At 70.3% G+C, this 25811-nt stretch carries 30 protein-coding genes; 16 read left to right on the top strand and 14 right to left on the bottom strand.

Translation table 11 applies throughout. The annotated features are described in order from the left end of the window. The 4 genes from ACT3T5_RS17690 to ACT3T5_RS17675 form a co-directional block, all read right to left on the bottom strand. Positions 1-777 carry a DsbA family protein gene (locus ACT3T5_RS17690; protein ID WP_444595075.1) on the bottom strand — a complete coding sequence of 259 codons (777 nt, stop codon included), beginning with the start codon at positions 775-777 and terminating at the stop codon, positions 1-3. 128 nt (positions 778-905) lie between these two features. Next, positions 906-1226: a DMT family transporter gene (locus tag ACT3T5_RS17685; RefSeq protein WP_193118569.1), complete on the bottom strand. Its 321-nt coding sequence runs from the start codon at positions 1224-1226 to the stop codon at positions 906-908. Then, positions 1223-1582 (bottom strand): DMT family transporter, encoded by a 360-nt coding sequence (locus ACT3T5_RS17680; RefSeq protein WP_444595074.1) that lies wholly within the window; start codon positions 1580-1582, stop codon positions 1223-1225. Before ACT3T5_RS17680 ends, ACT3T5_RS17685 begins: the two co-directional genes overlap by 4 nt. After that, a complete protein-coding gene (locus ACT3T5_RS17675) occupies positions 1579-2295 on the bottom strand; it encodes a TetR/AcrR family transcriptional regulator (RefSeq protein WP_444595073.1) in 717 nt (238 codons plus the stop codon). Before ACT3T5_RS17675 ends, ACT3T5_RS17680 begins: the two co-directional genes overlap by 4 nt. Before the next feature lie 114 nt (positions 2296-2409). Here ACT3T5_RS17675 and ACT3T5_RS17670 point away from each other — a divergent pair, with 114 nt between their 5' ends. Continuing rightward, the gene (locus tag ACT3T5_RS17670; RefSeq protein ID WP_193119583.1) at positions 2410-2613 is read left to right on the top strand and encodes a CopG family transcriptional regulator; all 204 of its coding nucleotides are present in this window, start codon (positions 2410-2412) and stop codon (positions 2611-2613) included. Between the two features lie 124 nt (positions 2614-2737). On the opposite strand, the gene larB is transcribed toward ACT3T5_RS17670, so the two are convergent. The 4 genes from larB to ACT3T5_RS17650 all read right to left on the bottom strand — a co-directional run bounded on the left by larB (position 2738) and on the right by ACT3T5_RS17650 (position 6683). Beyond that, positions 2738-3445 (bottom strand): nickel pincer cofactor biosynthesis protein LarB, encoded by a 708-nt coding sequence (larB, locus tag ACT3T5_RS17665; protein WP_444595086.1) that lies wholly within the window; start codon positions 3443-3445, stop codon positions 2738-2740. Positions 3446-3509: 64 nt separating this feature from the next. After that, a complete protein-coding gene (gene larE, locus ACT3T5_RS17660; protein WP_444595085.1) occupies positions 3510-4364 on the bottom strand; it encodes an ATP-dependent sacrificial sulfur transferase LarE in 855 nt (284 codons plus the stop codon). A 224-nt stretch (positions 4365-4588) separates the two neighbouring features. Continuing rightward, on the bottom strand, positions 4589-5959 hold the full coding sequence (locus ACT3T5_RS17655; RefSeq protein WP_444595072.1) for a lactate racemase domain-containing protein: 1371 nt from the start codon (positions 5957-5959) through the stop codon (positions 4589-4591). A 187-nt stretch (positions 5960-6146) separates the two neighbouring features. Next, positions 6147-6683 carry a dihydrofolate reductase family protein gene (locus ACT3T5_RS17650; RefSeq protein WP_444595084.1) on the bottom strand — a complete coding sequence of 179 codons (537 nt, stop codon included), beginning with the start codon at positions 6681-6683 and terminating at the stop codon, positions 6147-6149. A gap of 220 nt (positions 6684-6903) precedes the next feature. On the opposite strand from ACT3T5_RS17650, the gene ACT3T5_RS17645 reads away from it, so the two are divergent. Both ACT3T5_RS17645 and ACT3T5_RS17640 read left to right on the top strand, forming a co-directional pair. Beyond that, the gene (locus ACT3T5_RS17645; protein WP_443426374.1) at positions 6904-7980 is read left to right on the top strand and encodes an aldo/keto reductase; all 1077 of its coding nucleotides are present in this window, start codon (positions 6904-6906) and stop codon (positions 7978-7980) included. Between the two features lie 109 nt (positions 7981-8089). Beyond that, positions 8090-8623, top strand: coding sequence for an AAA family ATPase (locus ACT3T5_RS17640; RefSeq protein WP_443426375.1), 534 nt, complete (start codon positions 8090-8092; stop codon positions 8621-8623). A 135-nt stretch (positions 8624-8758) separates the two neighbouring features. Here the strand turns inward: ACT3T5_RS17640 and ACT3T5_RS17635 are convergent, their stop codons facing one another. After that, the gene (locus ACT3T5_RS17635; protein ID WP_443426376.1) at positions 8759-9283 is read right to left on the bottom strand and encodes a hypothetical protein; all 525 of its coding nucleotides are present in this window, start codon (positions 9281-9283) and stop codon (positions 8759-8761) included. 451 nt (positions 9284-9734) lie between these two features. Between ACT3T5_RS17635 and ACT3T5_RS17630 the strand changes: the two genes are divergently transcribed. The 3 genes from ACT3T5_RS17630 to ACT3T5_RS17620 all read left to right on the top strand — a co-directional run bounded on the left by ACT3T5_RS17630 (position 9735) and on the right by ACT3T5_RS17620 (position 11999). Continuing rightward, positions 9735-10706: a peptidoglycan-binding protein gene (locus ACT3T5_RS17630; protein WP_443416860.1), complete on the top strand. Its 972-nt coding sequence runs from the start codon at positions 9735-9737 to the stop codon at positions 10704-10706. A gap of 14 nt (positions 10707-10720) precedes the next feature. Next, positions 10721-11602 (top strand): exo-alpha-sialidase, encoded by an 882-nt coding sequence (locus tag ACT3T5_RS17625; RefSeq protein ID WP_444595071.1) that lies wholly within the window; start codon positions 10721-10723, stop codon positions 11600-11602. A gap of 85 nt (positions 11603-11687) precedes the next feature. Then, positions 11688-11999 (top strand): hypothetical protein, encoded by a 312-nt coding sequence (locus ACT3T5_RS17620; protein WP_443426379.1) that lies wholly within the window; start codon positions 11688-11690, stop codon positions 11997-11999. Between the two features lie 44 nt (positions 12000-12043). Here ACT3T5_RS17620 and ACT3T5_RS17615 read toward each other — a convergent pair whose 3' ends face one another. After that, entirely contained in the window at positions 12044-12409 is a 366-nt protein-coding gene (locus ACT3T5_RS17615; RefSeq protein ID WP_443416858.1) for a TraR/DksA family transcriptional regulator, read from the bottom strand. A gap of 161 nt (positions 12410-12570) precedes the next feature. Between ACT3T5_RS17615 and ACT3T5_RS17610 the strand changes: the two genes are divergently transcribed. The 3 genes from ACT3T5_RS17610 to ACT3T5_RS17600 all read left to right on the top strand — a co-directional run bounded on the left by ACT3T5_RS17610 (position 12571) and on the right by ACT3T5_RS17600 (position 15244). Further along, on the top strand, positions 12571-13155 hold the full coding sequence (locus tag ACT3T5_RS17610; protein ID WP_444595070.1) for a dihydrofolate reductase family protein: 585 nt from the start codon (positions 12571-12573) through the stop codon (positions 13153-13155). A 56-nt stretch (positions 13156-13211) separates the two neighbouring features. Beyond that, positions 13212-13865, top strand: a complete 654-nt coding sequence (locus tag ACT3T5_RS17605; RefSeq protein ID WP_444595069.1) for an alpha/beta hydrolase — start codon at positions 13212-13214, stop codon at positions 13863-13865. Between the two features lie 155 nt (positions 13866-14020). Next, complete coding sequence (locus tag ACT3T5_RS17600; protein WP_444595068.1) at positions 14021-15244, top strand: MFS transporter; 1224 nt, start codon at positions 14021-14023, stop codon at positions 15242-15244. A 319-nt stretch (positions 15245-15563) separates the two neighbouring features. Here the strand turns inward: ACT3T5_RS17600 and ACT3T5_RS17595 are convergent, their stop codons facing one another. Further along, positions 15564-15881, bottom strand: a complete 318-nt coding sequence (locus ACT3T5_RS17595; protein WP_343925126.1) for an ArsR/SmtB family transcription factor — start codon at positions 15879-15881, stop codon at positions 15564-15566. A 99-nt stretch (positions 15882-15980) separates the two neighbouring features. Between ACT3T5_RS17595 and ACT3T5_RS17590 the strand changes: the two genes are divergently transcribed. After that, positions 15981-17072, top strand: coding sequence for an NADH:flavin oxidoreductase/NADH oxidase (locus ACT3T5_RS17590; RefSeq protein WP_444595067.1), 1092 nt, complete (start codon positions 15981-15983; stop codon positions 17070-17072). 9 nt (positions 17073-17081) lie between these two features. Here ACT3T5_RS17590 and ACT3T5_RS17585 read toward each other — a convergent pair whose 3' ends face one another. After that, entirely contained in the window at positions 17082-19166 is a 2085-nt protein-coding gene (locus tag ACT3T5_RS17585) for a HelD family protein (RefSeq protein WP_444595066.1), read from the bottom strand. 146 nt (positions 19167-19312) lie between these two features. On the opposite strand from ACT3T5_RS17585, the gene ACT3T5_RS17580 reads away from it, so the two are divergent. The 5 genes from ACT3T5_RS17580 to ACT3T5_RS17560 all read left to right on the top strand — a co-directional run bounded on the left by ACT3T5_RS17580 (position 19313) and on the right by ACT3T5_RS17560 (position 22790). Beyond that, entirely contained in the window at positions 19313-19906 is a 594-nt protein-coding gene (locus ACT3T5_RS17580) for a TIGR03086 family metal-binding protein (RefSeq protein ID WP_444595065.1), read from the top strand. A gap of 42 nt (positions 19907-19948) precedes the next feature. Next, complete coding sequence (locus ACT3T5_RS17575) at positions 19949-20590, top strand: uridine kinase family protein (protein ID WP_444595064.1); 642 nt, start codon at positions 19949-19951, stop codon at positions 20588-20590. Then, the gene (locus ACT3T5_RS17570) at positions 20587-20976 is read left to right on the top strand and encodes a hypothetical protein (RefSeq protein WP_444595063.1); all 390 of its coding nucleotides are present in this window, start codon (positions 20587-20589) and stop codon (positions 20974-20976) included. The genes ACT3T5_RS17575 and ACT3T5_RS17570 overlap by 4 nt, the downstream gene beginning before the upstream one ends. An 87-nt stretch (positions 20977-21063) precedes the next feature. Next, complete coding sequence (locus ACT3T5_RS17565; RefSeq protein ID WP_444595062.1) at positions 21064-22086, top strand: S66 family peptidase; 1023 nt, start codon at positions 21064-21066, stop codon at positions 22084-22086. Between the two features lie 110 nt (positions 22087-22196). Beyond that, entirely contained in the window at positions 22197-22790 is a 594-nt protein-coding gene (locus ACT3T5_RS17560) for a short chain dehydrogenase (protein ID WP_443335641.1), read from the top strand. A 66-nt stretch (positions 22791-22856) separates the two neighbouring features. On the opposite strand, the gene ACT3T5_RS17555 is transcribed toward ACT3T5_RS17560, so the two are convergent. Then, positions 22857-24461, bottom strand: a complete 1605-nt coding sequence (locus ACT3T5_RS17555) for a peptide chain release factor 3 (protein WP_444595061.1) — start codon at positions 24459-24461, stop codon at positions 22857-22859. A gap of 111 nt (positions 24462-24572) precedes the next feature. On the opposite strand from ACT3T5_RS17555, the gene ACT3T5_RS17550 reads away from it, so the two are divergent. Further along, a complete protein-coding gene (locus ACT3T5_RS17550) occupies positions 24573-24989 on the top strand; it encodes an NUDIX domain-containing protein (RefSeq protein ID WP_444595060.1) in 417 nt (138 codons plus the stop codon). Positions 24990-24999: 10 nt separating this feature from the next. Here ACT3T5_RS17550 and ACT3T5_RS17545 read toward each other — a convergent pair whose 3' ends face one another. After that, a complete protein-coding gene (locus ACT3T5_RS17545; RefSeq protein ID WP_444595059.1) occupies positions 25000-25632 on the bottom strand; it encodes an HAD family hydrolase in 633 nt (210 codons plus the stop codon). Positions 25633-25811 lie beyond the last annotated feature (179 nt).

The raw sequence follows: 25811 nt of genomic DNA, 5'->3' as shown, positions 1-25811 counted from the left end.
TCAGAACTCCTCCCCCGCGAGAGCGTCGTCGATGTGGTCAGTGAACACCTCGGTGGGCTGCGCTCCGACGCTCGGCGTCCCGGCCAGGACGAACGACGGGGTCGTCATGGCGCCCAGCTCGATGCCGCTCCGGGCATTGTCCGAGATGATCCGCGCGACCTCCTCGGAGTGCAGATCCTCCGTGAACTGCTCGACGTCCAGGCCCAGCTGCTCGGCGAGCTCGATCAGCGACTTCTCGCTGAGCTGCGCGGAGGAACGGATCTCGCCCCCGTCGAACAGCGCCTGCTGGTACTCGCCGTGCTTGCCCTGCCGGGCCGCGGCCAGGGCCGCACGTGCCGCCCGCGTGGAATCCTCCCCGTAGACGTTCACGTCGCGCCATTCGATGCGCAGCTCCCCGCGCTCGACGTACTCCTGCAGGGCGGGCAGGGTCTCGTCGGTCCACTGGGCGCAGTACGGACACTGGTAGTCGGTGAAGACGACGAGGGCCACGGGGGCATCGACCGGGCCGTCGGCCAGCAGATCCCCCGGGTCGCGGGTCTCGGCGCTGCTGAGGTCCGGCTGGGCGACCTCGGAGGGCTGCGGGAGGTCCGCGGCGACAGGGGCCGTCTCCGTCGCGCTCCGGGGATCGCTGCTGTCGTCCTCGGTGCCCGGCCGGAGCCAGAGGACGGCCGCGATGAGCAGCGCCGTCACGAGCAGGATCGTCATCGGGACGAGGAGGCGTCGCCGCGGCGGAGCCTGCCGGCCCGCTTCAGGGTCCGGTGTCTGCGCTCCGGTCACGTCGCCTCCTCTCCTGCGTGATCACGCTCATCCGGCGCCTGCCGACGGGCGGGCCGGTCACGCGGCCACTGTGCCAGATCCACGTGGTCCCCGGGACCTCGGGCCTGCCGCGTCAGTGCGCCCCGCCGTCAGTGCGCACCGCCGAGCTCGATGAGCAGCACGCCGGCCACGATCAGTCCCATCCCACCCATCATCACCGGCGTGAGGGCCTCCCGGAACAGCAGCCGGGAGAGCAGAGCGGTCAGCACGATGCCGGCCGCGGCCCACACTCCGTAGGCCACCCCGAGGGGCATGCCCGCCTGCAGCGATCCGGACAGCAGCGCGAAGGCGAGGGCGTATCCGACGATGACCAGGGCGTACCAGGACCGTCGGCCGCCCGAGGCCACCCGCAGCGCGAGCGTCGAGACCACTTCGCTCACGACCGCGCCGCCGAGCAGGAGCCAGCTCATGCGCCCTCCGTCCGTCGCTCGAGCGTCGCGCCGCGTGCCCGATGCGAGCCGATCTCGACGACCGCGACGCCCGCCGCGATCAGCACGACGCCGCTGGCCTTCATCAGCGTGAACGCCTCGCCGAACAGCAGCGCGGAGAGGATCGCCGTGAGCACCACGCCGCATGCGGCCCAGATCCCGTAGGCGACCCCCAGGGGCATCCCCCGGCGCAGCACCAGCGCGAGGAACGCGAACGACAGTCCGTAGCCGAGCACGACCACTCCGTACAGCGCGGGCTGGTCGAGGGCCCCGCGCAGCGAGAGCGTCGCGGACACCTCGCTGAGGATCGCGCCGACCAGCAGCAGCCAGGCGGTCATGCGTCACCTCCGAGCAGATCCTGAGCGATGGCGTTCAGGGCATCGGCCTCTGCGGCGGTGGTCTCGAGCAGTCCGCTGGCACGGTCGAACCAGAGCCCGTCGGCCATGAGGCGCACGGCGAGCAGCCGGCGCCGACGGCCAGAAGGCGTTCCCGCGGGAACGTCGAGCCAGCGATCCAGCTGATCCCGCCAGCGCTCGGTGAGCGCGACCCGCAGTTTGGGATCGGCGAAGATCACGAGGTCGGCGGGGCCGAGCGGGGCCTGGCAGGCCCAGTCGAGGTAGGCCAGGAAACGCTGCGAGGCGGTCGCCTCGGCGATGACCCGGTCCGCGGGAACGCTGCTCGCGGGCGCAGCTCCAGCTCCAGCTCCAGCTCCAGCTCCAGCTCCAGCTCCAGCTCCAGCTCCAGTCTTCTCGGCCGACACCGTCCCCGTCAGCGCCGACACCGCGCCCGCCATCTCCCGCTCGTAGCGGTCCGCGAGGCGGTCGAGGATGGCCGTGAGCAGCTGTTCCTTCGTGGCGAAGTGGTACATGAGCCCAGGCTTGGTGACCCCGGCCGCGCGGGCGGCGGAGTCCAGACTCAGCGTGCCGTCCGCCCCCAGGTGCGCCTCGACGGCATCGAGCATCGCCTCGCGGGCGGACGGACGATGTGCGGGGCGGGTGGACGCGGAGCGGGCAGTGGGCACCCCGGAAGCAGTGGAGCGAAAGCTGGGCATGCTCGTTACTTTACCAACCAGTCAGACAAGTAATGCAAGTCATCGGACTGCACCGGGAGGACGCGGTCACGACCGGAAGTCCGCGCGTGGTACTGCAGCGGTACCGTTGCGGCTATGGCGATGACGCTGCATCTGACCGACGCTGACGAGAAGATTCTGGCGGAGCTGGCCGAGAAGGATGGGGTGAGCCACCAGGAGGCAGCCGTTCGCGCCATCCGCGAGGTCGCAGCCCGACACGGACACCAGCAGCAGGTCAGCGAGCTGTCTGCCACGGGACGCACCCGGTATGCGGATCTTCTCGATCGACTCGGCCAGTGACAGTCTTCCTCACCACGACTAAGCCAAGGCCTACGATCTCGTGATCGCCGTGGCAACCGGCTCCACCGCGGCGGAAGACTCCGCCGACAGCCTCTCCAGGGGGCATTGATCCCACCGCAAGGGACTACTCCCCCGCCTCCGGCGCCCAGCGGGCGATCTGGGCGGCGAGGTGTCCGGCGCCGTAGCCGTTGTCGATGTTGACCACTCCGATGCCGGGCGCGCAGGCCGAGAGCATGGTGAGCGCCGCGGTGACCCCGCCGCTCGCGACGCCGTAGCCGACGGACGTGGGCAGCGCGACCACGGGCGCGCTGATCTGGCCGGCGACCACGGTGGGCAGGGCACCGTCCATGCCGGCGGCGACCACCACGCAGGCCGCGTCGCGCAGCTCGGGAAGCCGGGAGAGCAGGCGGTGCAGGCCGGCGATGCCGATGTCGGCGATGAGCCTTGTGGGGCGGCCGAGGTAGCGGGCGGTCAGCTCGGCCTCGCGGGCCGCGGGCAGGTCGCTGGTCCCCGCGCAGGCCACGATGACCAGGCCTCCCGTCGGCTCGGGGAGTTCCGCGGGCCAGGCGAGGAGGCGCGCGTCCGCGTCGTGGAAGGCGCCGGGCAGGGCGGCGCGGATCGCCTCGGCGCGGGCCACGTCGGCGCGGGTGAACAGCACCGGCCCGAGGTCCTCGCGACCGGTCGCGGCCAGGCGGGCGTACTCCTGGGCGATGGCGGCGACCTGGTCCACGCTCTTGGCGTCGCACAGCACGGCCTCGGGGGCCCCGCGACGACGGGCCCGGTCGAGATCGAGCTCGAGCACGCCGTCGATCTGCCCGTCGGCGGGAGAGATCTGCCCGTCGGCGGGAGGGATCTGCCCGTCGGCCGGAGCGTTCTGCCCGTCGGCCGGAGCGTCCTCAGCCACGGGAGCCCGAGTTGAGGATCTGCAGGGAGAACAGGCCCGAGCGGATGCCGTCGAGGTCGATGGTGACGTGCGAGAACCCGGTCTCCTTGCCGGCCGCGACGAGCGCGGCGCGGATCTGCGGCTCCATGGCGCGCGCGAGCTCGTCAGTGGGCAGCTCGATGCGGCCCACCTCGCCGTGGTGGCGCACGCGGCAGTCGCTGAAGCCCTGCTCGTAGACGGCATCCTCGAGGTCGTCGATCTGGCGCAGCTTCTCCGGGGTGACGCTCTGGCCGAAGGGGACCCGGGAGGCCAGACACGGCGCGGCAGGCTTATCGGCCACGGGCAGCGAGAGCGCGCGGGCCATGCTCCGCACCTGCGCCTTCGTCGCGCCCGCGGTGGAGAGCGGGCGCAGCACCTGGTGCCGGGTAGCGGCGCCGGCGCCGGGGCGGTCGTGCCGGGTGGCGTCGTCGGCGTTCTCCCCGTAGGCGACCGCGTCGAGCTGGTGCTCGCCGACGATGTCGTCGCCGATGCGGGTGAACAGCTCGTTCTTGCAGTGGAAGCACCGCGAGGCGTCGTTCTTCTGGTACTCGGGGTTCTCGCCCTCATGGGTGTGCACCTCGACCACGTCCGCGCCGATCACCGAGGCGACCTGGTGGGCGAGGCGGCGCTCCCGGCGGGCCAGTGACGGGGAGACGCCCAGCAGCGCCACCACGTTCTCGGCGCCGAGCGCGCGCACGGCCAGCGCCAGGAGGGTCGCGGAGTCGACGCCGCCGGAGTAGGCGACGCCGAGGCGGCCGACGCCCGCGAGCAGGGCGGAGACCCCATCGGCCAGGGCGAGCTCCTCCCCGGCGAGCGCCCCGACCGTCATCTCGGTGACCTCGAAGGCGGGCCGCCCGGGAGCGAACAGGGACGCCGGATGCACCGCAGGGTCCCCGCCCGCCGGATCGACCGCCGATGGACCGGCAGCCGACGGATCGATGGTCGACGGACCGGCGGCCGACGGGGTGGAGCCGGGTTCCCTCGCCGCGGAGTCGGTATCGTCCCGCGGGGTGGTCGTCAGGGTCAGGTGGCCGGAGCGGCGGTCGGTGGTGGTCATCGGCCCTGCTCCGTCGCGCCGTCATGATCCGCGGCGCCGTCGCGTTCCGCGGCCAGGCGGAACAGGACTTCGCCGGCGTGGTCGATCACGAGGGTGTCGGGATCCTCGCGCAGCGCCTCGAGGTCGAGGGTGGCGGGGTCCATGTAGAGGACGTTGTGCGCCTCGCACTCCTCTCGGGAGATCGACGTGGCGAAGTAGCGGTTCACGCGCTGCTCCTCGACGCCGGTCTCGGGGTCGTAGGTCCCCAGACCGGTGACGTGCGTGGAGTGGGCGAGCTCGCCCCAGGGATGGTCCTTGAACCGGTCCCACTGCTTCGTGAAGTATTCGATGTTGTGGTATCCGATATCGCGGATCCCGGGGTGCATCGCGGCGACCTCGGTGATGTGCGGGGCGTAGATGATGACCTCACCGCCGTCGGCGCACACGGGCTCGGACTTGTAGAAGCCCTTGGCGCCGGTCCACATGTCGTCGTACATCTCCGGGACCAGGGCGACGATCCGCTGGTACGGCTTGTCGACGTAGGTGATGTGGGTGAGGGCGGAGATCTTCGCGCACGCGGCCCAGGCTGCCTGCGGGTCGCCGTAGGCGATGGCGCCGAGATCCGCGCCGCCCTCCTTGACGTCCATGGTGAAGCAGTACTTCTCGGCGTCGATGAGGTCGCTCGCGGCGTCGACGAGCTGACGCACCGGGGTGATGCCGAGGGCGCCGATGATCCGGCTGGCGGTGATGAGCGCGCCCACCCAGTGCGAGATGTCGATGACGTCGTGCACGGAGCAGCCGGGGAAGAAGTACTTGTTGCCGCCGGAGAAGCCCACGACCTCGTGGGGGAACACGGGGCCGACGATCAGGTTGACGTCGGACTCCACGCACAGCTTGTTGATCTGCACGCGCATCGGCACGTCGGTGAGCAGGCCGCCGGTGAGCTCGCCGATGCGCTCCGCGGAGATCTCGCCGAGGTCGGCGATCTGATCCGGGTCGTCCCAGGCGTGGTTGACGACGGTCCACTCGGGGTAGGTGGCCTGCGCCCCGCGCTCGGTGGAACCGAGCAGCTTGTCGATCGCCTCCTCGCCCATCGCGGCGTGGGTGCCCAGCGCGATCAGCACGGTCACCGAGCTGGCACGGCCGGCGAGGGCGTCGTGGATCGCGGGCAGCACCTTGGGCAGCGGGACGGAGCGGGTGCCGTCAGGGATGATCACGCAGACGCTCTTGCCGTCGTAGTCGGTGCCGGCGATCTGCTCGGTGACGAACTCGTGGATCTGCTCGTCGGTGAGCACGCCCTCCGGGCCTCCGAGCAGGGCTGCGCGTTCCGCGAGGCCCTCGGGGATCGGGTCGATGGTGGGCTGCGTCGCCGTTGTCGTCTCGCTCATGGCTCCATGATGCGCCGCCTGACCAGGGAACGCCAAGGATGGCCAGCTGGTTGCCACGGGGTCGGGACGACGGGACCGAGCCGCTCCGCGCCCGCATCCTCAGGGCCCGCACGACGCCTCTCGCTGCTGGCTCCGTGCCGTCCGCCGCTGGCTCCCTGCCGCCGCGACGCGTCCGCGCGACGGGGCCTCAATCCGTCCGTCGATAGTGCGTGGTGATCGCGCCGTTGCTCAGCGGATCCGCCGAGATCAGCTCGAGTCGCCGGGTGCTGTGCAGCCCGCCCTGGTACAGGGTGGGGCCGTGACCGGCGATCATCGGATGGACGAGGAATCTGTACTCATCGATCAGATCGAGCCGGTCCAGCTCCGTCGCGAGCGCGCCGCTGCCGACGAGCACGCCGGCGGGCGTTCGATCCTTGAGCTCCTGTACCGCCGTGCGCAGGTCGCCGACGAGGTGGTGGCTGTTGGTCCACGAGAAGTCGCTGCGCGTCGCCGAGACGACGTACTTCGGCTTGTCCTCCAGCGAGCGCGCCCAGGCCAGCAGCGCCGGTGGTGCGTCGACCTCGCCGCGGGCGACCGCCGGCGAGTAGTCCTCCATCATCTCGTAGGTGGTGCGACCCCAGAGCATCGCGCCGCTCTCGTCCATGAGGCGGGTGAAGTGGGCGTGCGTCTCCTCGTCGGCGATCCCCTCCTGGTGATCGACGCAGCCGTCCAGAGTGACGTTGATGCTGAATGTCAGAAGACCCGTGCCATGAATCTATGCCGTTGGATCCATGCCGTCGAGGGTCATTGCGCAGCACCTCCTCACCAGAGCACCGGAGCAACCCCGGCGCAGGGGTGACCAGGGTGCAGGGGTGACCAGGGTGCAGGGGTGACGTACCGTCGCTGGCACGCTGCTCGCTCCACACGGGGCGATCACCTGCGACTGCGCGAGGGGAATGCTTCTCATGGATTATGTCCGTCTTGGTCACTCCGGTCTCTACGTCTCCCGTCTGGCTCTGGGGACCGTCCCCTACGGCTCGGGAGGAGGCTTCGAGAAGATCGCCGGGCTCACGGTGGACGACGCCCGACGGCAGCTCGACGAGGCCATCGCCCACGGCGTGAACTTCGTCGACACGGCGAACATCTATTCGGCCGGCGACGCCGAGCGTGTCCTGGGGAAGGCTCTGGGGACGCGCCGCGACGACATCATCCTCACGTCGAAGGCCCGCACGGCCACGGGCGACGGACCCAACGACTCCGGAGCGAGCAGGTATCACCTGACCCGTGCGGTCGAGGAGAGCCTGCAGCGCCTGGGCACCGATCATCTCGACCTGTTGTACATGCACCAGTGGGACGGTCAGACCCCGATCCTCGAGACGATCTCGGCCGTCACCGACCTGATCCGCGCCGGCAAGGTCCGCTACTGGGGCGTGTCGAACTACAGCGCCTGGCAGCTGACCAAGACGGTCTACGAGGCGCGGCAGGCCGGGCTCGAGGCTCCGATCGCGCAGCAGGTCTACTACACGCCCGAGGCGCGGGAGATCGAGTACGAGATCATCCCGGCCGCCCGCGACCTGGGCGTCGCCACGTTCGGATGGAGCCCGCTGGGCGAGGGACTGCTCAACGGCAAGGTGCGCCGAGGCAAGGAGACCCCCTCCGATACGCGGCAGGGCGCCGGCTGGCCCGAGCCGCACGTGACGGACTGGGATCGCGCCTACGACCTCATCGAGCTGTTCGACGAGATCGCCGGTGACCTGGGGTGGACGATCCCCCAGGTGGTCATCTCGTGGATCCTCGATCGCCCCGGGGTGGACGGCACGGTGATCGCGGCGCGGTCCTTCGAGCATTTCCAGGAGGATCTCGCCGCCGCCGACCTCACGCTCCCCCAGGAGGCCCGGGACCGGATCACCCTGGCCTCGCAGCAGCCGGCCTACTACCCGCTGTGGCATCGCCTGCTCAACGGTCAGGACCGCCCTGAGCCGGCCGAGACCGAGTTCTACAAGGAGCACCAGCGCGCGCTGGATGCTCGCCAGGACGGGTGACACCGGGGTACACAGAGGCATGCCTGCTGGCTCCGGTGGACTTCGCAGGACCTCACTCGGGACCGTCGTCAGCGAGGGAGAAGGATCGGGACGAAGGAGCAGCCACGACATGATCGGTACAACTGATTCGCGGCTCATCATCATCCGCGGCAACTCCGGCAGCGGGAAGACCCTGCTCGCCCACGCGATTCGAGAGGCGCGGCCCCGAGGCATCGCCATCATCAGCCACGATGTCCTGCGCCGGGAGATCCTCCACGTGCGCGACCATCCCGAGTCCCTGAGCGTCGGGTACATCGACCTATCGGCACGATTCGCGCTGAACCATGGCCTGCACGTGGTCGTCGAGGGGATCCTGCACTCCGAGTCCTACGGTGAGATGCTCACGCGCCTCGTGGAAGACCACGTCGGCGTGAGCCGCTGCTACCGCTATCACCTCGACCTGGCCGAGACCCTGCGTCGTCACCGCACCAAGGTTCTGGCGTCGGAGGTGAGCGAGGATCAGGTGAGCTCCTGGCACCGACCCTTCGATCCGGTTACAACATTGCCGGAGATCGTCTTCGACGCCGCTGTCTCCGCCGAGAGCGCTCTGGATGCGGTCCTGTCGGACGTGGGCTGGGAGCGAAGGACGACATCCCTGCCGTAACGCTCATGCCGCTGTGAACACAGCTGAGCACGTGCACCGCTCAGGGGCACATCGGATAGGAACGCACGACGAAGGGCGGCCTGCGGGCCGCCCCTCGTCGTCATGCAGGCGCTCTCGGCGCCTATCGGCTCGTCGTCAGAAGCCGCCCTGGCCCTGGCCGGAGTCGGAGCCGCCGACGCCGCCCTGACCACCCTGGCCGCCGCCCTGATCCTGGTTCTGGCCGGCACCGCCGAAGCCACCACCCTGACCCTGATCGCGCTCCTGACCGGAGTCGACACCGCCGAAGCCGCCCTGTCCCTGCTGGGAGGACCCGCCCTGGCTGTCACTCTGGCCTTGCCCTCGGCCCTGCTGGTTCTGGTCCTGGCCGCCCTGGCCGCCACCCTGGCTCTGCTGGCCCTGGCCGGCGTCCGCGCCACCGATACCGCCCTGACCACCTTGGCCGCCGCCCTGGTCCTGGTTCTGGCCGGCGCCGCCGAAGCCACCGCCCTGGCCCTGGTCGCGCTCCTGGCCGGAATCGGCACCGCCGAAGCCGCCCTGGCCCCCCTGGCTCTGGCTCTGCTGGCTCTGCTGGCTCTGCTGGTCCTGGCCGCCGCCGAAGCCGCCGCCCTGCTGCCCCTCGTCCTGAGCGCCGAACTGTCCGGAGTTGTTCTGTTCAGTCATGACGGAACTCCCATCGTGTCCGTCGGCCGCACGCCGACCGAGCAATCTGCCCGTGACCGAAACGTTATGCGCGGTGTCGGGCGGACCACAAGTGCGCAGGTCGGTCCGGAGAGCCGCCCAGCCGTTCTCTTCGCGCCGCCCAGGACGGATCACGCCGTGGCGGACCTCCGTGTTCCTCGGTGGAGCATGACAGGGAATTTCGGTCTGACCTGCCCCTCCGTACGGCGAGGGCTGTCGCGCCAGCATCGTGAGCTGCTCGCTCCCGGTCGAGCCATGAACCCTGCGTGAACTCTCGGCCCTCGGGGTTGTCCGCCGTGGAGCGATCGGGAAGGTTCGATGCCACCTTGCACCGCGATGGCGCTGCATCGTCGATGCGGACCATCTCTCGCAGGGATGACAAGGATCCGGCGGAACGCGCGAATCCACGCTGAACGATGAACGGGGACAGATCATGGCAACCACCCGCACATCCACCCTCTCGGCCAGCACGCGCCGAACCCCGGCTCCGCAGGAGCTGGACCGTCGGACGCTGTTCCGCGGAATCGGCGCGGCGGGGCTCCTCACCGCGACCGGGATCCTCGCGGTCCCACTGCGAGCCTCCGCCGCCGACGACTCCCTGAAGACCGCCCAGACGGGTCTTCTCGGCCTGGACTACTACAGCGGCGCGATCGACGGCGAGACAGGCCCGGAGACAGCAGCCGCGACCAAGGCGTTCCAGAAGGATCGCCTCCTCAGCGTCGACGGCGAGCCGGGCCCGCAGACCGTGGCGGAGCTCGAGTCGGTGATCGGCGCCGTGCAGGGCGCGCTGGACATCGAGGCGTCCGGGACCTTTGACGACGCCACCACCAAGGCGGTCACCGCCTTCCAGACCTCCCAGGACGGGCTCGAGCCGACTGGCCGAGCAGGCGAGAAGACGATGAAGGCGCTCGACGTCGAGCGGATCAAGGAGCCGGTCGGTGGCGAGCCGAACGCCGAGATCTCGCGCGAGGACGTCATCGAGCGGGCGATGTTCTGGGTCGACGATCCGCGCCCGTACAGCATGAAGAAGGCCAGCCCGGGGATCGACGGGAAGCAGTGGCGCACGGACTGCTCGGGCTTCGTCTCGATGGCCTGGAACCTGCGGCGCAGCAACGGGGACACGGGAACCGGCACGGGTCAGCTCCCGGAGGTCCTCGAGCGGATCGAAAAGGAAGACCTGAAGCCCGGCGATGCCCTGCTCATCACCCCTGGTGCGAACGGTCAGAGCTACGGCCACGTCGTCCTGTTCAACGGGTGGACGGACGACGCACAGACGGAGTACGAGGGCCTCGAGCAGGTCGGCGGCTCCCTCGACAAGACGACGAAGCGGGCCATCTCCTACCCCTACGACTCGGGGAACGGCGAGAGCTACGAGCCCTACCGCTACCCGAAGATCACCGATTGAGAGGGGTGTCCATCGTGAAGATCTCGACACGCAACAGCCCAACCCGCCGGGCGGCGATCGTCGGCTCGATCGGTGCGGCGGTGCTCGGCACCGCCGGTGTGGCCGGCACGCTCCGCGCCCCGCAGGCGTCGGCCGACGCACTTCGCGGCGGAGCAGACACGGCCAGTGCGCCCGGCGCACCCGCAGCAGCGAACGACACGTCGTTCACGCTGTTCGAGGGCAGGCAGAGCGAGGAGTTCGAATGCTTCCGCATCCCCTCGCTGTTGACCACGCCCGCAGGCACCACGATCGCCTTCGTCGAGGGGCGCCGCGCCTTCGACGGCGAGGACTTCTGCTACGACGACGGGTCCATCGACATCGTCATGAAGAGAAGCTCGAACGGTGGCACGGACTGGGATCCGCAGGAGGTGATCCTCACCGGCAACCCGTGGGGCGGGACGGCTCGGGCCACTCGCGGAAATCCCGTGCCCATCGTCCTCACGCAGGGGAAGAACGCCGGTCGCATCGTCCTGCTGACCACGTGGAATCAGGCCGGGACCCGGGACAAGCGGATCCCGTTCGTCATGCACAGCGACGACGACGGGAAGACCTGGTCGGAGGCGGTCAGCCTCGAGGATCAGCTCAAGGGTGGCGACGGCGCCCCGAGCGATGGCTGGTACGCGACGGGTCCGCAGCACGGCATCCAGATGGTCCACGGCGAGCATGCCGGACGTCTGGTCGCCGGCGTGTACTACGAGGGCGGGATGGGAGCCATCATCTTCAGCGACGACGACGGAGCGTCGTGGACGCAGGGAACGGGGATCACCGGGCCCCAAGGACGTCGCCCACTTCAGCGAGGTCGGGGTCGAGGAGACGGCCGACGGGACACTCGTCGCCATCGGTCGGCTCAAGGATGAGGGCGAGACGTCGACATCGCGCTCGCGCGCCGTCGCCCGCAGCACCGACGGCGGCAAGACCTTCGAGACCGCGACCTTCGAGACGGTGGCGGACCTCAAGACGACCCCCGGCGTCCAGGGAGCTCTGCTCAACCGCGACCAGTTCGGAGGCGATGCGGGAGATCGCCTGCTGTATTCGGCGCCCACCGACACTGAGAAGCGCATGCATCTGGCGGTCTTCGCCTCGGAGGATGCTGGGACGTCATGGTCCAAGGCGTTCGACGTCGTGTCTGTGCGCGCAGGCTACTCGGACATGACGATGCTCGACGACGAGGTGCTCGGCCTCCTCCACGAGGCCGGGGACGAGGGAGGCGACGCCCGGGATCGCATCGACTGGCATCGCATCACCCTTCCGTGAACGTCACGGGGCCCGCTGATCCACCGCGGTGATTCCGCAGTGGCTCACGGGGCGCAGTCGATGCAGGTCGTGGCCTCAGGACGGGCTGCCAGCCGGGCCGGGGCGATCGGGGCTCCGCAACGTCGGCAGCGCCCGTCCTCGCCCCGTCCCAGGCGCCCCTCCGCTTCGACGATCCCGGCGAGCGCCTCGGTCCGCGCGAGCCGCAGCCCTTCCAGCCGGGACCACTGCTCCGATAGCGGCACCCCGTCGGGGTCGTGCTCGTCGTCGTCCGACGCACCCTCGCGGGTGCGGCGCAGCGCTGCGAGCTCCCGCTCGACCTCGTCCAGCTGCGCCTGCACCTCGCGGCGGCGCGTGGCGAGCTGCGAGGCGCGATCCCGGGCCATGTCGGCGTTCTGCGGGCGATCCTCCATGGGCCCAGTGTGCCCCTCTGCCCGGCGAACCGGCCCTTCCCTCGAGCTCGTCGACGCGTGCGTCGGCGACCGACGGCGACTACTGTGCACGTGATGGCCTCGGCGCATCGAACGCCCGGGCGAGGACGCCCTCCGGCCATCACGACCCCCAAGGGAACATTATGGCTCGCGAACTGGTCTGGACCGGCTTCATGACGCTCGACGGCATCGTCGACTCCCCCGGCGGCGTGGTCGAGGGGCATCCGCAGGGCGGCTGGGCCCTCAGCACACCGATGGACCCTGAGGCCTTCTCCCTGAAGGGCGAGGAGATCGCCGAGACGTCCGCACTCATGTTCGGCCGGCGCAGCTACGAGGACTTCGCGCCGGAGTGGAACGGCTCCCCGGATCACGCCGCCTACCAGGACATCCCGAAGCTCGTCGTCTCCAGCTCGCTCGACGAGGCGGATCTGGTCGACGGCTGGGGCGAGACCCGGATCCTGCGCAGCACGGAGGACGTCGCGGAGGTGAAGCGGGACGAGCACGGTGACGGCGGCGCGATCTTCATCCACGGCAGCGCCGAGCTCGCCCGCCGTCTCGCCGAGGCGGATCTCATAGACCGCTACCACCTGCTGCTGTTCCCGGTGCTGCTGGGCACGGGGAAGCGGGCCCTGCCCACCTCGGAGCACGAGCGACGGGATCTGAAGCTGCGCGACAGCGCCACCTACTCCAACGGCGTGGTGAAGCTCGTCTACGACGTCGTGCACTGACCTCGATCGGTCATCGGCCGGAGCGACCGCCAAGGGACCATGGTCTACTGCAACTCATGAACCCGCCCGACGTCGTCCTGGTGCATGGCCTCTTCCATCAGCCCGCCCACATGGAGGAGCTCGCCGGCGTGCTGCGGCGCGAGGGAGCGATCGTCCACATCCCGCGCCTGCATCGCGGCTCCCTCGCCGAAGACGTCGCCGCGGTCCAGGAGGTGGTCGACGGCTGCGAGAGCACACCCGTCCTCCTGGGCCACAGCTACGGCGGCGCCGTCATCGCGGATGTTCATGGCGGGTGTGCGCAGGTCTTCGTCGCGGCGTTCGTCCCCGATGTGGGCGAGTCCTGCGCAGAGCTGGGCGGCCCGGACGCCCTCATCAACCCGTGGGTTCGCCCGCATCCGTCGGGCGGTTCCTGCATCGATCCTGAGGAAGCGATCGAGCTGTTCTATGCCGACTGCTCTCCTCGCGACGCTGAACGAGCCGCCGCACTGCTCGTGCCCCAGGCCGGCGGCCACGGTCGGGGGATCGTTCAGCGCGCGACATGGAAAAGCACTCCGAGCCACTACATCGTCTGCTCGGAGGACCAGGCCGTGGATCCGGCTCTGCAGCGCCTCATGGCGGATCGGTGCACGTCCAATCAGACGGTTGCCACGAGCCATTCGCCGTACATCTCGCAGCCAGAGGTACTGGCCCAGATCATCACCAGCTTCTGACCAGAGCGTCCTGACGTCCTCACCGTCACCGCGATCTCGAGCCCTCGTCCCGGGTTCGAGGCGCCAGGATCTCGATCGCCGATCACCGCGTCTTGGTAGTCTCGCGGCATAGAGAGTACGTCTCTCGGGTGGGTGGGAATCTCCAGGATTCCGTCATGCCAATACAGCCCTCCACGTCGACATCGACGCCCGTCAACTCGTCCCGTCGCGGCGCACTCGGCCTCCTGGCCGTGCTCATCTGCGCGACTGCCATCGGGGCGGTGAACCTGGCCGCGCTGCAGATGGTCGCTGCTCGCCTCGGTAGCTACGCCCCGGCCGCCCTGGTCGTCGGGGCATTCTCCCTGGGCAATGCACTCGGCCTCGTCGCCCAAGGTCGACTGATCGATCGGCATTCCGCGACTCGCGTCCTCTACCCGGCCTCCGCGATCTTCTGCCTCGCGCTCAGCTCTGCGGTGTTCTGGCATTCGACCCACCAGGGGGTCTACCTCGGGCTGTTCCTCCTGGCCGGACTCTCACTCCCCGCGGTCACCGGTGTCGTCCGCGCTGCCGTGCCGGCTCTCTACCCCGAACGCCTTCATCTGCGGATGTACTCGGCCATCGCCGTGACGTTCCAGGCGGGCATGGCCTGCGGGCCGCTCGCAGCGGCCGCCTTCTCCCCGCTGCGGTACAGCGGTTACGCCTTCCTCGTCATTGCCGGTCTCGTCGCGGCGTCAACCGTGTGCGTGGCCGGGCTGCCACGCCCAACGCGCCCCGCGGCTCAGCTGCTGGCATCGTCCCCGGGACAGCCGATGCGCCCCCCGCCAGCACGCTCAGGTCGCACAGACCCGGCGCTGCTGTCCCGCGGCTACGTCACGGTCCTGCTGGGGATGGCGGGCTTCGGAATCTCCACCGGCGTGATCGCCGTAGGCGTGCCTGCGGCGCTCGAGGCGGCCAACCCTGCTCTCGTCGGTGTCGCCTTCACCGCGTTGGCAGTCGGCGATCTGAGCTCGGGCATGCTCTACGGCAGCCGCAACTGGCCCGGAGCCCTTCGCCAGCACCTGCTGCTGTCCCTGGTCCTCGCAGCCTGCGCCGCAGCGCTTCTCGCGTCACTGGTCAGTTGGCCGGCACTGGCACTCTGCACGATGTTCCTGCTGGGAGCGATGAGCACGCCCGCCGGAGTCGCGATGTCGGCCCTCCTGGACATCACGGTGCCTCGCTCGCGACTGACCGTGGCCTACACCTCGATGATCGCGACAAACCTGGTGGCGGTCTCCCTCGGCAGCGCCGCCGCCGGGATGACGGTGGAGGCCGCGGGCCCGACACTCTCCCTGGTCATCGCTCCGCTGGCACTGCTCGGCGCCGCGTGCATCGTCGCGATGCGTCGACGCTCGATCAGCTGATCCCGGGCCGACCGCTCGCTCCGTCCGGGCCGTGCTCCATCAGAGCGCGACACGGAGAGCGAGATCGTCGGGACGACGGGTTCGATCTGCGCGACGATTCCGCAGCGGCTCGTGACGACCCGGCGCTGACAGACCTTCCGCTCGAGCCACGGCCTCACTCTGCACAGTGAGGACGTCACTTTCTACAGTGAGGACGTCACTCTCTACAGTGAGACGCTCAGTGCATACAGTGAGGCGCTCCCGGACGTACCTCCTCCGGCCTTCCCGGTGAGCCGGAGCCGAGGCGAGACCCCGATCCGTTAGCCACACGCCCGGAAGATCAGCTGGCCGTCGGCGCCTCCGCGGCGAGCACGGCGTCGAGCAGGCCCGGGAACCGCTGGGCGAGGTCGTCCTCGCGCAGGCAGTTGAGGATGGCGGTCCCCCGGTAGCGCTGCGAGATAACGCCGGCCTCGCGCAGCACGCGGAAGTGATGGGTGGAGGTCGACTTGGTGACCGGCAGCTCGAAGGCGATGCAGGCCTGATCGTCGTGCCCGTCGGCGAGCTGGGCGACGATCGTGCGCCGGATCGGGTCCGCGAGCGCGGAGAGCACCTGGTCGAGGGCGATCTCCTGGACGTCAGGGTGATCGAGGGTACGCACTGCCGCCTCCTGGTCGGTCGGAACGAGTTCTCATAGTACTAGGGCTCCCGTAGTACGCTTCCCGTCGTACTAACCGGCAATCCCCTGGAGGCGTCTCCCGTGACGACCCTGTTCACCCCCATCCAGCTCCGCGGCCTCGAGATCCCCAACCGGGCCTGGATGTCCCCCATGTGCACCTACAGCGCGGACCCGTCGGCCACTGCCGCGGGCCGTCCGACGGACTTCCACCTCGCCCACTACTCCGCGCGGGCTGCCGGCGGGGCGGGCCTGGTGGTGCTGGAGGCCACGGGCGTGGCTCCCGAGGGACGGATCTCCCCGTTCGACCTGGGCCTGTGGGACGACACGCAGATCCCCGACTTCGCCCGGGTCGCCTCCGCGATCCGCGCCCAGGGCGCCGTCGCCGGGATCCAGCTCGCGCACGCCGGGCGCAAGGCCTCCACCGGGCGTCCCTGGGAGGGCGGCGCCTGGCTCGGTGCCGACGCCCTCGGGTGGACGCCGCACGGGGCCAGCCCCGTCGCGTTCCCCGGCGGCCCCGTCCCCCAGGAGATGAGCCGGGAGGACATCGCCGCCGTAGTGACCTCGTTCGCCGACGCGGCGCGCCGCGCCCTCGAGGCCGGCTTCCAGGTCGCCGAGATCCACGCGGCGCACGGCTATCTGCTGCACTCGTTCCTGTCCCCGCTCGCCAATGAGCGCACCGACGAGTACGGCGGCGACCTCGCCGGCCGGGCGCGGCTCGTGCTCGAGGTCATCGACGCCGTCCGCGAGGTCTGGCCGCAGGACCAGCCCGTCTTCCTGCGCATCTCCACCACCGACTGGGTGGAGGAGAACCCCGAGGACGCCCGCGAGAGCTGGACCTACGAGCAGTCCGCCCAGCTGGCCACATGGGCCGGCGAGCACGGCGTGGACCTCGTCGACGCCTCCTCGGGCGGCTCCGACGTCGTCCCGATCCCGCACGATGAGGACTACCAGACCCGCTACGCCGCGCGCCTGAGCCGCGACACGGACGTGCAGGTCGCGGCCGTCGGCCGGGTGAAGAACGCCGCGCGCGCCGACCAGCTGATCCGCGACGGCGAGGCCGACGCCGTGTTCGTGGGGCGCGAGATGCTCCGCGATCCCTCCTGGGCCAACCACGCGGCCCGTGAGCTCGGCACGACCCCGCGGTTCATCGAGCAGTACGCCTACGCACTGTGACGGTGGGGGTCACGGCACGATCGTGACCAGACGCTGGGTGGCGCGGGTCTGCGCGACGTACAGGTCGCGCAGGCCCGCGTCCCCGGCGTTCTCCATAGCGGCCGGGTCGACGATGAGCACGGTGTCGAACTCCAGGCCGCGGGCCTCCGGGGCGCCGAGCACCGTGACCCCCGTGGAGCTCAGCGCCGCCTCGAGCGCCGGCGCCTCGGCGGCGGTCGCGACGACCCCGATCAGCTCACCCTGGTGCGACGCACCGAGCTCGCCGATGAGCGTGCGCAGCGTGGCCACGACGTCGCCGTGCTCCGTGGTGACGGTCCGTGGCGGTTCGCCGTGGCGGATGGAGCGGGACAGCTGCTGGTCCGGGGCGATCCTCGCCAGCAGCGGCCGGGTCGTCTCCAGGATCTCGGCCGTGGTGCGGTAGTTGATCGTCAGGGTGTGGTGGAGGAACCGGTCCTGGACGAACGGCTCCAGAGCGTCGGCCCAGGTCCGCACCGTCGTGGTCGGGCCCGCCTGGGCGAGGTCGCCCACCACTGTCATCGAGCGCGCCGGGCAGCGGCGCATCAGCACTCTCCAGTGCATCGGGGAGAGCTGCTGGGCCTCGTCGACGACCACGTGGCCGAACGTCTCGCCGGGCGGTCCGTCCACGAGGGCTCGCGCTTCGTCGAGCAGGGCGAGATCGGCAGTGGACCACTCCTCCGGGGCGCCGTCCGCGATCATCTCGAGCTCCTCGGCCGTGGCATCCGGCAGCACCGTCGCGAGAGCGGAGGGGTCCCTGAGCACGCCGCGCACCACGTGCTCGGCCTCCAGCCGCGGCCAGATCTGCTCCACGGCGCGGTCGATGCCGGGATCCTCGAGCAGCTCGTCGCGGATCGCGTCCCAGTCGATGTCGATGGCAGACGCCGTGCTGCTCGCGGGACCCGCTCCGGAATCCCCGAGATCCTTCGCGGCCAGGCGATCGAAGCTGATCCCGAGCAGCGCCTCGGCCTCGTGCTCGAAGTCGGCGTCCTCCTGCGTCGACCGCGCTTCCAGCTCGGTGACCAGGTCCTCGACGATGGTCTCGAGGAACAGCTCGCGGGCGGGGTTGTGGCCGATCCCGCCCTGCAGCGCGAAGCGCCGTGCCGCATCGACCAGGCCGGCGTCCAGGACGAGGGCGTCGTGCGCGGTGCGCAGCCCGAGCGGCACGCCGTGCGGCTCCCGGTCGCGCACCCACGTCGCCAAGGCGTCCGCGAGCTCGGCGCGGCCCTTGAGGCGCGCGAGGTGATCGGGTTCGGTGCGCTGCGCGTCCACCTGCACGAGGTCCGACAGGGTCGACAGCTGCACGTCGTTCTCGCCGAGCGAGGGCAGCACGTCGGAGATATAGGTCAGGAACCGCTGGTTCGGCCCGTGCACGAGCACCCCGTGGCCGGCGACCGACGGCCACGCGTAGAGCACGTAGGCGGCGCGGTGGAGGGCCACGATGGTCTTGCCCGTCCCGGGGCCGCCGTCGACCACCATGACCCCGCGGTGCGGTGAGCGGACGATCTGGTCCTGCTCCGTCTGGAGGGTCGAGGCCGCTTCGCGCATGCGCCCGGTGCGCGCCCCGCCGAGCGCGGCGACGAGCGGGCCGTCGCCCACGACGTCCTCCGGGAGCGGCGGGCTGCCGTCGAGGATCTCATCACTGAGGTCCACGACCCGACGCTGCTGCACCCGCAGGTGGCGGCGCTTCCGCACGCCCATCGGGTGGGCCATCGTCGCCGCGTAGAAGGGCCGCGCAGCCTCCGCGCGCCAATCCACCAGGAGGATGTCCCCGGAATCCGTCCGCATCCCGATCCGTCCGATGTGCAGGCTCCCGCCGCCCTCCGCACGGTCGATGCGACCGAAGCACAGGCCCTGCTCCGCGGCACGCAGCTGACCGATCCTGTCCTGCAGCCGATGGAACTCGAGGTCCCGCGCGTGGGTGCCCGCGGGGCCCTCCGCCGGTTCTGCCAGCACGCGGTCCCGCGCCGTCTCCCGTGCCTGCAGATCGGCGTCGAGATGCGCGTACATCCCCTCCAGCGCGCGCTGCTCGATCTCTGCCTGGATCGCCTGATCCTCGTTTTGACCTGCCATGCTCATCTGCTCCCCCATGCACCCCGCCGTTCTGACCCCCACCAACTATGGGGATCGGGCGGCAGATGCACAACGTTGACTTTCCCCGGGAGCTCTGCCCGTGAGCAGGACATCTCGGCGCGCACCGTGACGACATCTGCCACGATGTCACCATGGCTGAACCGCGAGACCTCCGCCCCGCCGCCGACGCGATCGCCTCCATCGTCGAAGGCGTTCCAACGGACTCCCTGACGCATCCGACCCCGTCGACGGAATACCTCGTCGGCGATCTCCTCGAGCACATCGACGGCCTGTCCACCGGGTTGCAGGCAGCGGCCCGGAAGCAGCCCGTGCCCGAATCCGAGCTGCGCGACGGGGACGCGGATCTGCTGCGCCCCGACTGGCGCGAGCGCATCCCCGTCCAGCTGGCCGACCTGGCCCGTGCCTGGGCGCCGCCCTCCGCGTGGCAGGGGGAGACGGTCGAGGGCGGAGTGCCCCTGCTGGCCTCCGCAGCAGGGATGTTCGTGCTCGACGAGCTCGTGGTCCACGGCTGGGAGCTCGCCCGCGCCACCGGTCAGCCGTTCGACGCCCCCGAGGACGATGTGCTCGCCCTCATCGACTTCCTGTCCTCGCTGCCGCCGATGCCGGAGGGCGAGGGGCTCTTCGCCCCGCGCGAGCCGGTGCCGGAGACTGCACCGGCGATGGACCGCCTCCTCGGCCTGACCGGCCGCGACCCGTCCTGGCTGGGGGCGGCGCGCGAGCGCTGACCGGCGAGAGCTCGAGCCGGGTGCCGCGCCTACACTCGGCGCATGGATCGCGACGACCTCCTCGAGCACATCGCCTCGCGCCGTCGCGCGGCTCGGCACCCGCTCGTCGTCGGGATCTCGGGATACTGCGGATCCGGGAAGTCGACCTTGGCCCGTGACCTGGTGGGCTCGCTCTCCGGTGCGGTGCGACTGCGCGGCGATGACTTCCTCGATCCATCCCGCTCGCACCAGCGCTCGACGGACTGGGATGGCGTCGATCGGGCACGCCTCGTCGCAGAGGTTCTGGAGCCGCTGCGTCACGAACGACCGAGCACCTTCCGTCGCTTCGACTGGTCCACCCGCGCCGTGGCCGACCCCGAACCGATCCCGCGCACCGATCTCCTCGTCGTCGACCTCATCGGGCTCTTCCATCCGGAAGCGCTCGCGCACCTCGACATCCGGATCTGGTGCGATGTCGAGCTCGATGTCGCGGCTCGACGCGGCCTCGCCCGGGATCGGGCGCTCGGCCGGAACCATGAGGCTCTGTGGCACGACGTCTGGATCCCGAACGAGCGCGACTTCGAGCAGAACTTCTCACCCCGGCACCCTGCTGACCTCTTCTATGACCTGCCGCCCGGGGCGGACGACGGGACATCAACGGAAGGCATCCCCGGAGCAGTCGTGGCCAAGGGTCGGACGCGATGACTGCGACCGCTCGGCGAAGGGTGTGGACGATCGCCATCGTCGTCGTCGCGATCCTCGCCCTGCTCTACGGAGGTCGCGTGGCGGTGCAGTTCATGGGAGCTACGGAGGGCGATGTGCCTTCCGCGTCCGACATCCCGCTTCCCGACGGCGCCACGATCGTCGGTGAGAGCCGTGACTGCGGGAGTGGAGGCTGCTGGGTGACGTTCTCGGTGCGGCCCCCACCTGGCCAGTCGCCGGCCGAGCTCGCCCAGGAGCTGGGGGCGACCCCTCAGCTCGAGATCCCCGGGACGCTCCTTGACCCGCGCACGACGTGGCTGACGGCGGAGCCGAAGACCGACGTGCTCTCCGTGCAAGCGGACCACTTCTCCCAGCGATGGACCTCGTAGCCGACCCTGGTCGTCGGGCGGAATTGCTCGTTCCAGCCGACTACCTTGCACTGGGCGCAGCTTCGGCCGCTGGCTAGGATCAGCCGGATGAGTCCAACCTTCCCCGCCCCGCTGGTGCCCGGCGACGTCGTCGGCGTGACGAGCCCGTCCTCCGGGGTGCCCGCTGACCTGCAGCCCCGCCTGGACGTCGCCGTGCAGGTCGTGCGGGATGCCGGCTTCGAGGTCGAGCTCGGCTCCTGCATGGACGGCTCGGGACTCGTGAGCGCGCCGGCCGCGGAGCGGGCTGCGGAGCTCCAGCGGATGCTGGTGGACCCGTCGGTCCGCGCGATCGTCCCGCCCTGGGGAGGCGAGCTGGCGATCGACGTCGTCCCCCTCCTGGACTGGCAGGCGATCGCCTCGGCGGAGCCGACGTGGGTGGTGGGGTTCTCCGACATCTCCACGCTCATCACCCCGCTGACCCTGCTCACGGGATGGGCCACGATCCACGGTCAGAACCTCCTGGACACCCCGTACGCGATCCCCGAGGGTCTGCTCGGATGGCTCGACCTCGTGCAGCTGCCCGTCGGATCCGCATTCACGCAGTCCTCCCCTGGCGCCTACCGACTCGGCTTCGTGGACTACGTCGAGCACCCGGAGGTCGACGAGTACGTGCTCGACACCCCCGGCAGCTGGTGCCGGCTGGACTCCCTGGGCGGCGACGTCGACGTGACGGGCCGCCTCCTCGGAGGATGCATCGAGACCCTCTCGAACCTCGCCGGCACCCGCTATCTCGACCCCGCACCGTTGGCCGCGGCCGGTGACGGCCTGATCCTCTATGTGGAGGCCGCCGGGGACGACGCGGCCGAGATCTGCCGGAACCTCCACGGCATGCGACTCAGCGGGTTCTTCGACGGCGCCTCGGCCATCCTCGTCGGACGAACTCCTGCGCCGTCCCTCGAGACCCTCACCCAGCACGAGGCGGTCATCGACGCCCTGGGCTCCCTGGGCGTGCCGCTCCTCGCCGACGTCGAGTGCGGCCACGTCGCGCCGTACATGCCGCTGGTGAACGGGGCCCTGTGCCGCGTCGAGCACACCGCAGGGAGGTCGCGCCTGACCCAGACGCTCGCCTGAGAACGGTGCCCTCCGTCGCAGCACACCGATCTCGCAGTGATACCTTCGCCCTCGTCAGCTGGCCTCGCAGGGGCGGCGCCATGCATCCAGTCCGTCGGAAGGTAACCGTCATGAAGGTGCTCGTCATCGGAGCGACCGGGAACATCGGCCGCGTCGCCGCGTCCGCGCTCGAGAAGCAGGGGCACGAGGTCGTCCGCGCCTCCCGGTCGAGCGAGCCGTCGGTCGATCTGGCCGATTCAGCGTCGGTCACCGCGCTGTTCGACGCGGTCGGTCCGTTGGACGCCGTGGTCGTCACCGCCGGCGGGGTGCCCTTCAAGCCGGTCACCGAGCTCACGCGCGAGGACTATGCGGACGCGTTCGCCGTGAAGACTCTCGGACAGCTCGATGTGGTCCGCCATGCCTTCGACCATCTGAACGCCGGCGGTTCGGTCACGCTCACGTCCGGGGTCCTGTCCCGCGAACCGATCGCCACCGCCGCGGCCGCCGCGGCCGCCAACGGGGCGATCGAGTCGTTCGTGACCACCGCGGCGACCGAGGCACCGCGCGGCATCCGCCTCAACGTCGTCTCCCCCGACGTGCTCGAGAACTCCCCGCACTTCCACGCGACGTTCCCCGGCCACCGGCCTGTCTCCGACGAGGAGGTGGCCAGGGCGTTCGTCCGCGCGGTCGACGGCGTCGACACCGGCCGGACGATCATCGTCTGAGGGCCCTGGCCACGGCGAGAAGCACCGCCCGATCGTTCGAGCACCCCCGAGGGCGCTCCGCACACATCAGCCGCGCGAGACCCGCTCCGGGAAGACGTCCGGGTGCTTCTCCTGCACGCGCGAGAGCCGCCAACGGTCCGGGAACAGCGCGACGGGCTCGCCGCTGGGTCGGAATAGCACCTCGACCCCGCCGATCGACGCGATCGTGGAGACCTCGGAGCGCGCGAAGGGACGCGACAGGCTGTACGGCATCGGCGGATCGAGCGCGATCTCGACCCCGAACTCACGACGCATCCGCTCGTAGACCACCTCGAACTGCAGTTCGCCGACCGCTGCGAGCACCGGCCCACCGGGGCTTCCGTTCGAGTCCCGGAGCAGCTGGATGGCGCCCTCCTCCTCGAGCTGGGCGAGGCCCTTGGTGAAGCGCTTGTGACGCGCGGTGTCCAGGGACCGGGCAACCCGGAAACGCTCCGGGTCGAAGCGGGGCATGCCCGGGAAGACGACGCGACTGCCCTCGTGGATGGTGTCCCCGACGTGCAGACCGGTGGTGTTGACGAAGCCGACGACGTCGCCGGGCCAGGATTCATCGACGGTGGCTCGGCTGCGTCCGACGAGGTGATGGGCGTACTTCGAGGACACCGGGCGACCTGACTGCGCATGACGCAGCTCCATGCCTCGGCTGAACACGCCGGAGTTCACCCGGACGAACGCGACCTGGTCGCGGTGAGCAGGGTTCATGCCCGCCTGGATCTTGAACACATAACCGGAGAACTCGGCGTCCAGCGGCCTGGCCACCCCCGCCTCGTCGGGCCGGGGGCGGGGCGCCGGCGCGCGATGGAGGAGGAAGTCCAGCAGATACCGCACGCCGATGTTCCCCGCGGCGGCGGCGAACAGCACGGGGGTCTGCTCGCCGTCGAGGAACGGCTGGGCCTCGAATGTCCCGTTCAGCTCGGCCGCGACCCCGGCACCCTCGACCGCCTCATGCCAGAGCTCCTCGCCCAGCCCACTGTCGGTGGCACCGTCGACGATCTCCTCGCGGGCCAGGCGCGCCCCGGAGGCGATGACCTCATGCCGCAGATAGGTCGATGCCCCGGGCTCCAGCAGCCCGCGGAACTCCCCGGCGTATCCCACCGGCCAGTTCACGGCGACCGGCGTGCGACCCGTGGCCTCCTGGATGTCGTCGAAGAGCTCGAGGGCCTCCAGCCCCGGCCGGTCCCACTTGTTGATCACGGTCACCACGGGGAGCCCGAGCCGCCGGCAGGCGTCGAAGAGCTTACGGGTCTGGGCCTCCATGCCCTTGGCCGCGTCGACGAGCATGACGGCGAAGTCCACCGCGGTCAGCACCCGGAAGGTGTCCTCGGAGAAGTCCGAGTGCCCGGGGGTGTCCAGCAGGTTGACGACGACGTCGTGGTAGTCGAAGCGCAGAGCGGTCGAGGTGATCGAGATGCCTCGCTCGCGCTCGACCTCGCCCCAGTCGGAGAGGCTCGCGGCACGGCTCGCCTTGCCATGGGTCGCGCCGGCCTGATCCACCAGGCGGGCGTGCAGCGCCAGCGCCTCGGTGAGAGTCGACTTGCCCGCGTCCGGGTGCGAGATCACCGCGAACGTGCGGCGTCGCGTCGCCTCCGCGAGCACACGGGGCGAGGTCGAGGTGGGGTCCGGAGAAGAGAGCATCATCAGCACTCTACGTGCGGGGGCGGAGGATGCCACGGGCACAGGCCGCCATCGACGCGCTGATCACAAAGGACAGCCCTCGGCGCAGAGTACGCGTGCTGCAATGACCTCATGCCCCATCACGTCGTCGCCGGTGCCCTCGTCGGACCGCAGGGAGTCCTCCTCGCCCACCGAAGCCCGAACCGCCGGTACTACCCGGACTGCTGGGACTTCCCCGGCGGTCATATCGAACCCGACGAGAGCGCCGCGAAAGCTCTGGCCCGCGAGCTCCGAGAAGAGATCGGCGTCGACGCGACGATCACCGGTGCGCCGGCACTGCGCTTCGTGGAGAACGAGACGGCCGACGACGGGCTGGTTCTCCAGCTGTGGATCGTCACCAACTGGGGTGGGGAACCTGCCAATCTGGCGACCGATGAGCACGACGACCTGCGTTGGGTTGATGCCCACGATGTCCCCTCGCTCGATCTGGCTCACCCTTCCTACCTGGCGTTCCTCGCCGAAGCCCTACGCCCGACCAGCGGGAGCTGAACTCCTCCCACTATGCCGACCGAAGCCCCTCGATCAGCTCGGCCAGCGAGCCCATCCGCAGGTCCGCGAATGCGGCCTCTGCACGGCGGGAGTGGAGGTGCCCCCAGGGCCCGCGGACGATCAAGGCCGTACGCATGCCGGCGTGGCGCGCTGGCATGACGTCGTTGTCGAGTCTGTCCCCGACATACAGGACCTCTGCGGGCGCGGCCCCCGTGGCGTCTAGCGTCCGCGCGAAGAACTCCGGCGACGGTTTCGCCACGCCCCAGACGCTGGAAGAGGCGATGAAGTCCGCCGTGAAGCCAAGGTCGCGCAGCTCTTCATCCACCCCGGACGGCTGATTCCCGGCAATGCCGACGACGTGTCCCGCCTCCCGCACCGCGTGCAAGCACGCGAGCGCGTCAGGATAGAGATCGCCGTGGGTGATCGTCGGACGTTCCGTAGGCGCCTCGATACCGAGCTCGCGCCAGACGAGACGACGATCCTCTCCGCGTTCGATCAGGGATCCGAGCATCGCCATCAGCGTGAACGGGGTGACGCCCGTGAGCTCGGCCTGCCTGCTCCATGCGCGGGACTCATCGACAAGGGTCTCCCCGACGTCGAACACGAACGCGCGAAGGCCCACTGGGAGACGTATCGAGGTCATGGCGTGATCATTCCAGGGTCAGCGCACCATTGCCGCCCCGCGCCGAGATCAGACGGTGCCGCCCTCGACGGGAAGCTGCCTGATCACCGTCGCCGGGCTGCCCACGGCGACGACGTGGTCCGGGATGTCGCGCAGCACGACGCTCCCCGCACCGATCACGGTGTTGCGGCCGATGGTGA

The organism is Brachybacterium sp. AOP3-A1-3 (assembly GCF_052378285.1).
In the GTDB taxonomy this organism is placed as follows: domain Bacteria; phylum Actinomycetota; class Actinomycetes; order Actinomycetales; family Dermabacteraceae; genus Brachybacterium.
Note: the sequence above shows the minus strand (reverse complement) of the source record. Positions and strands in the feature narration are given on the sequence as shown.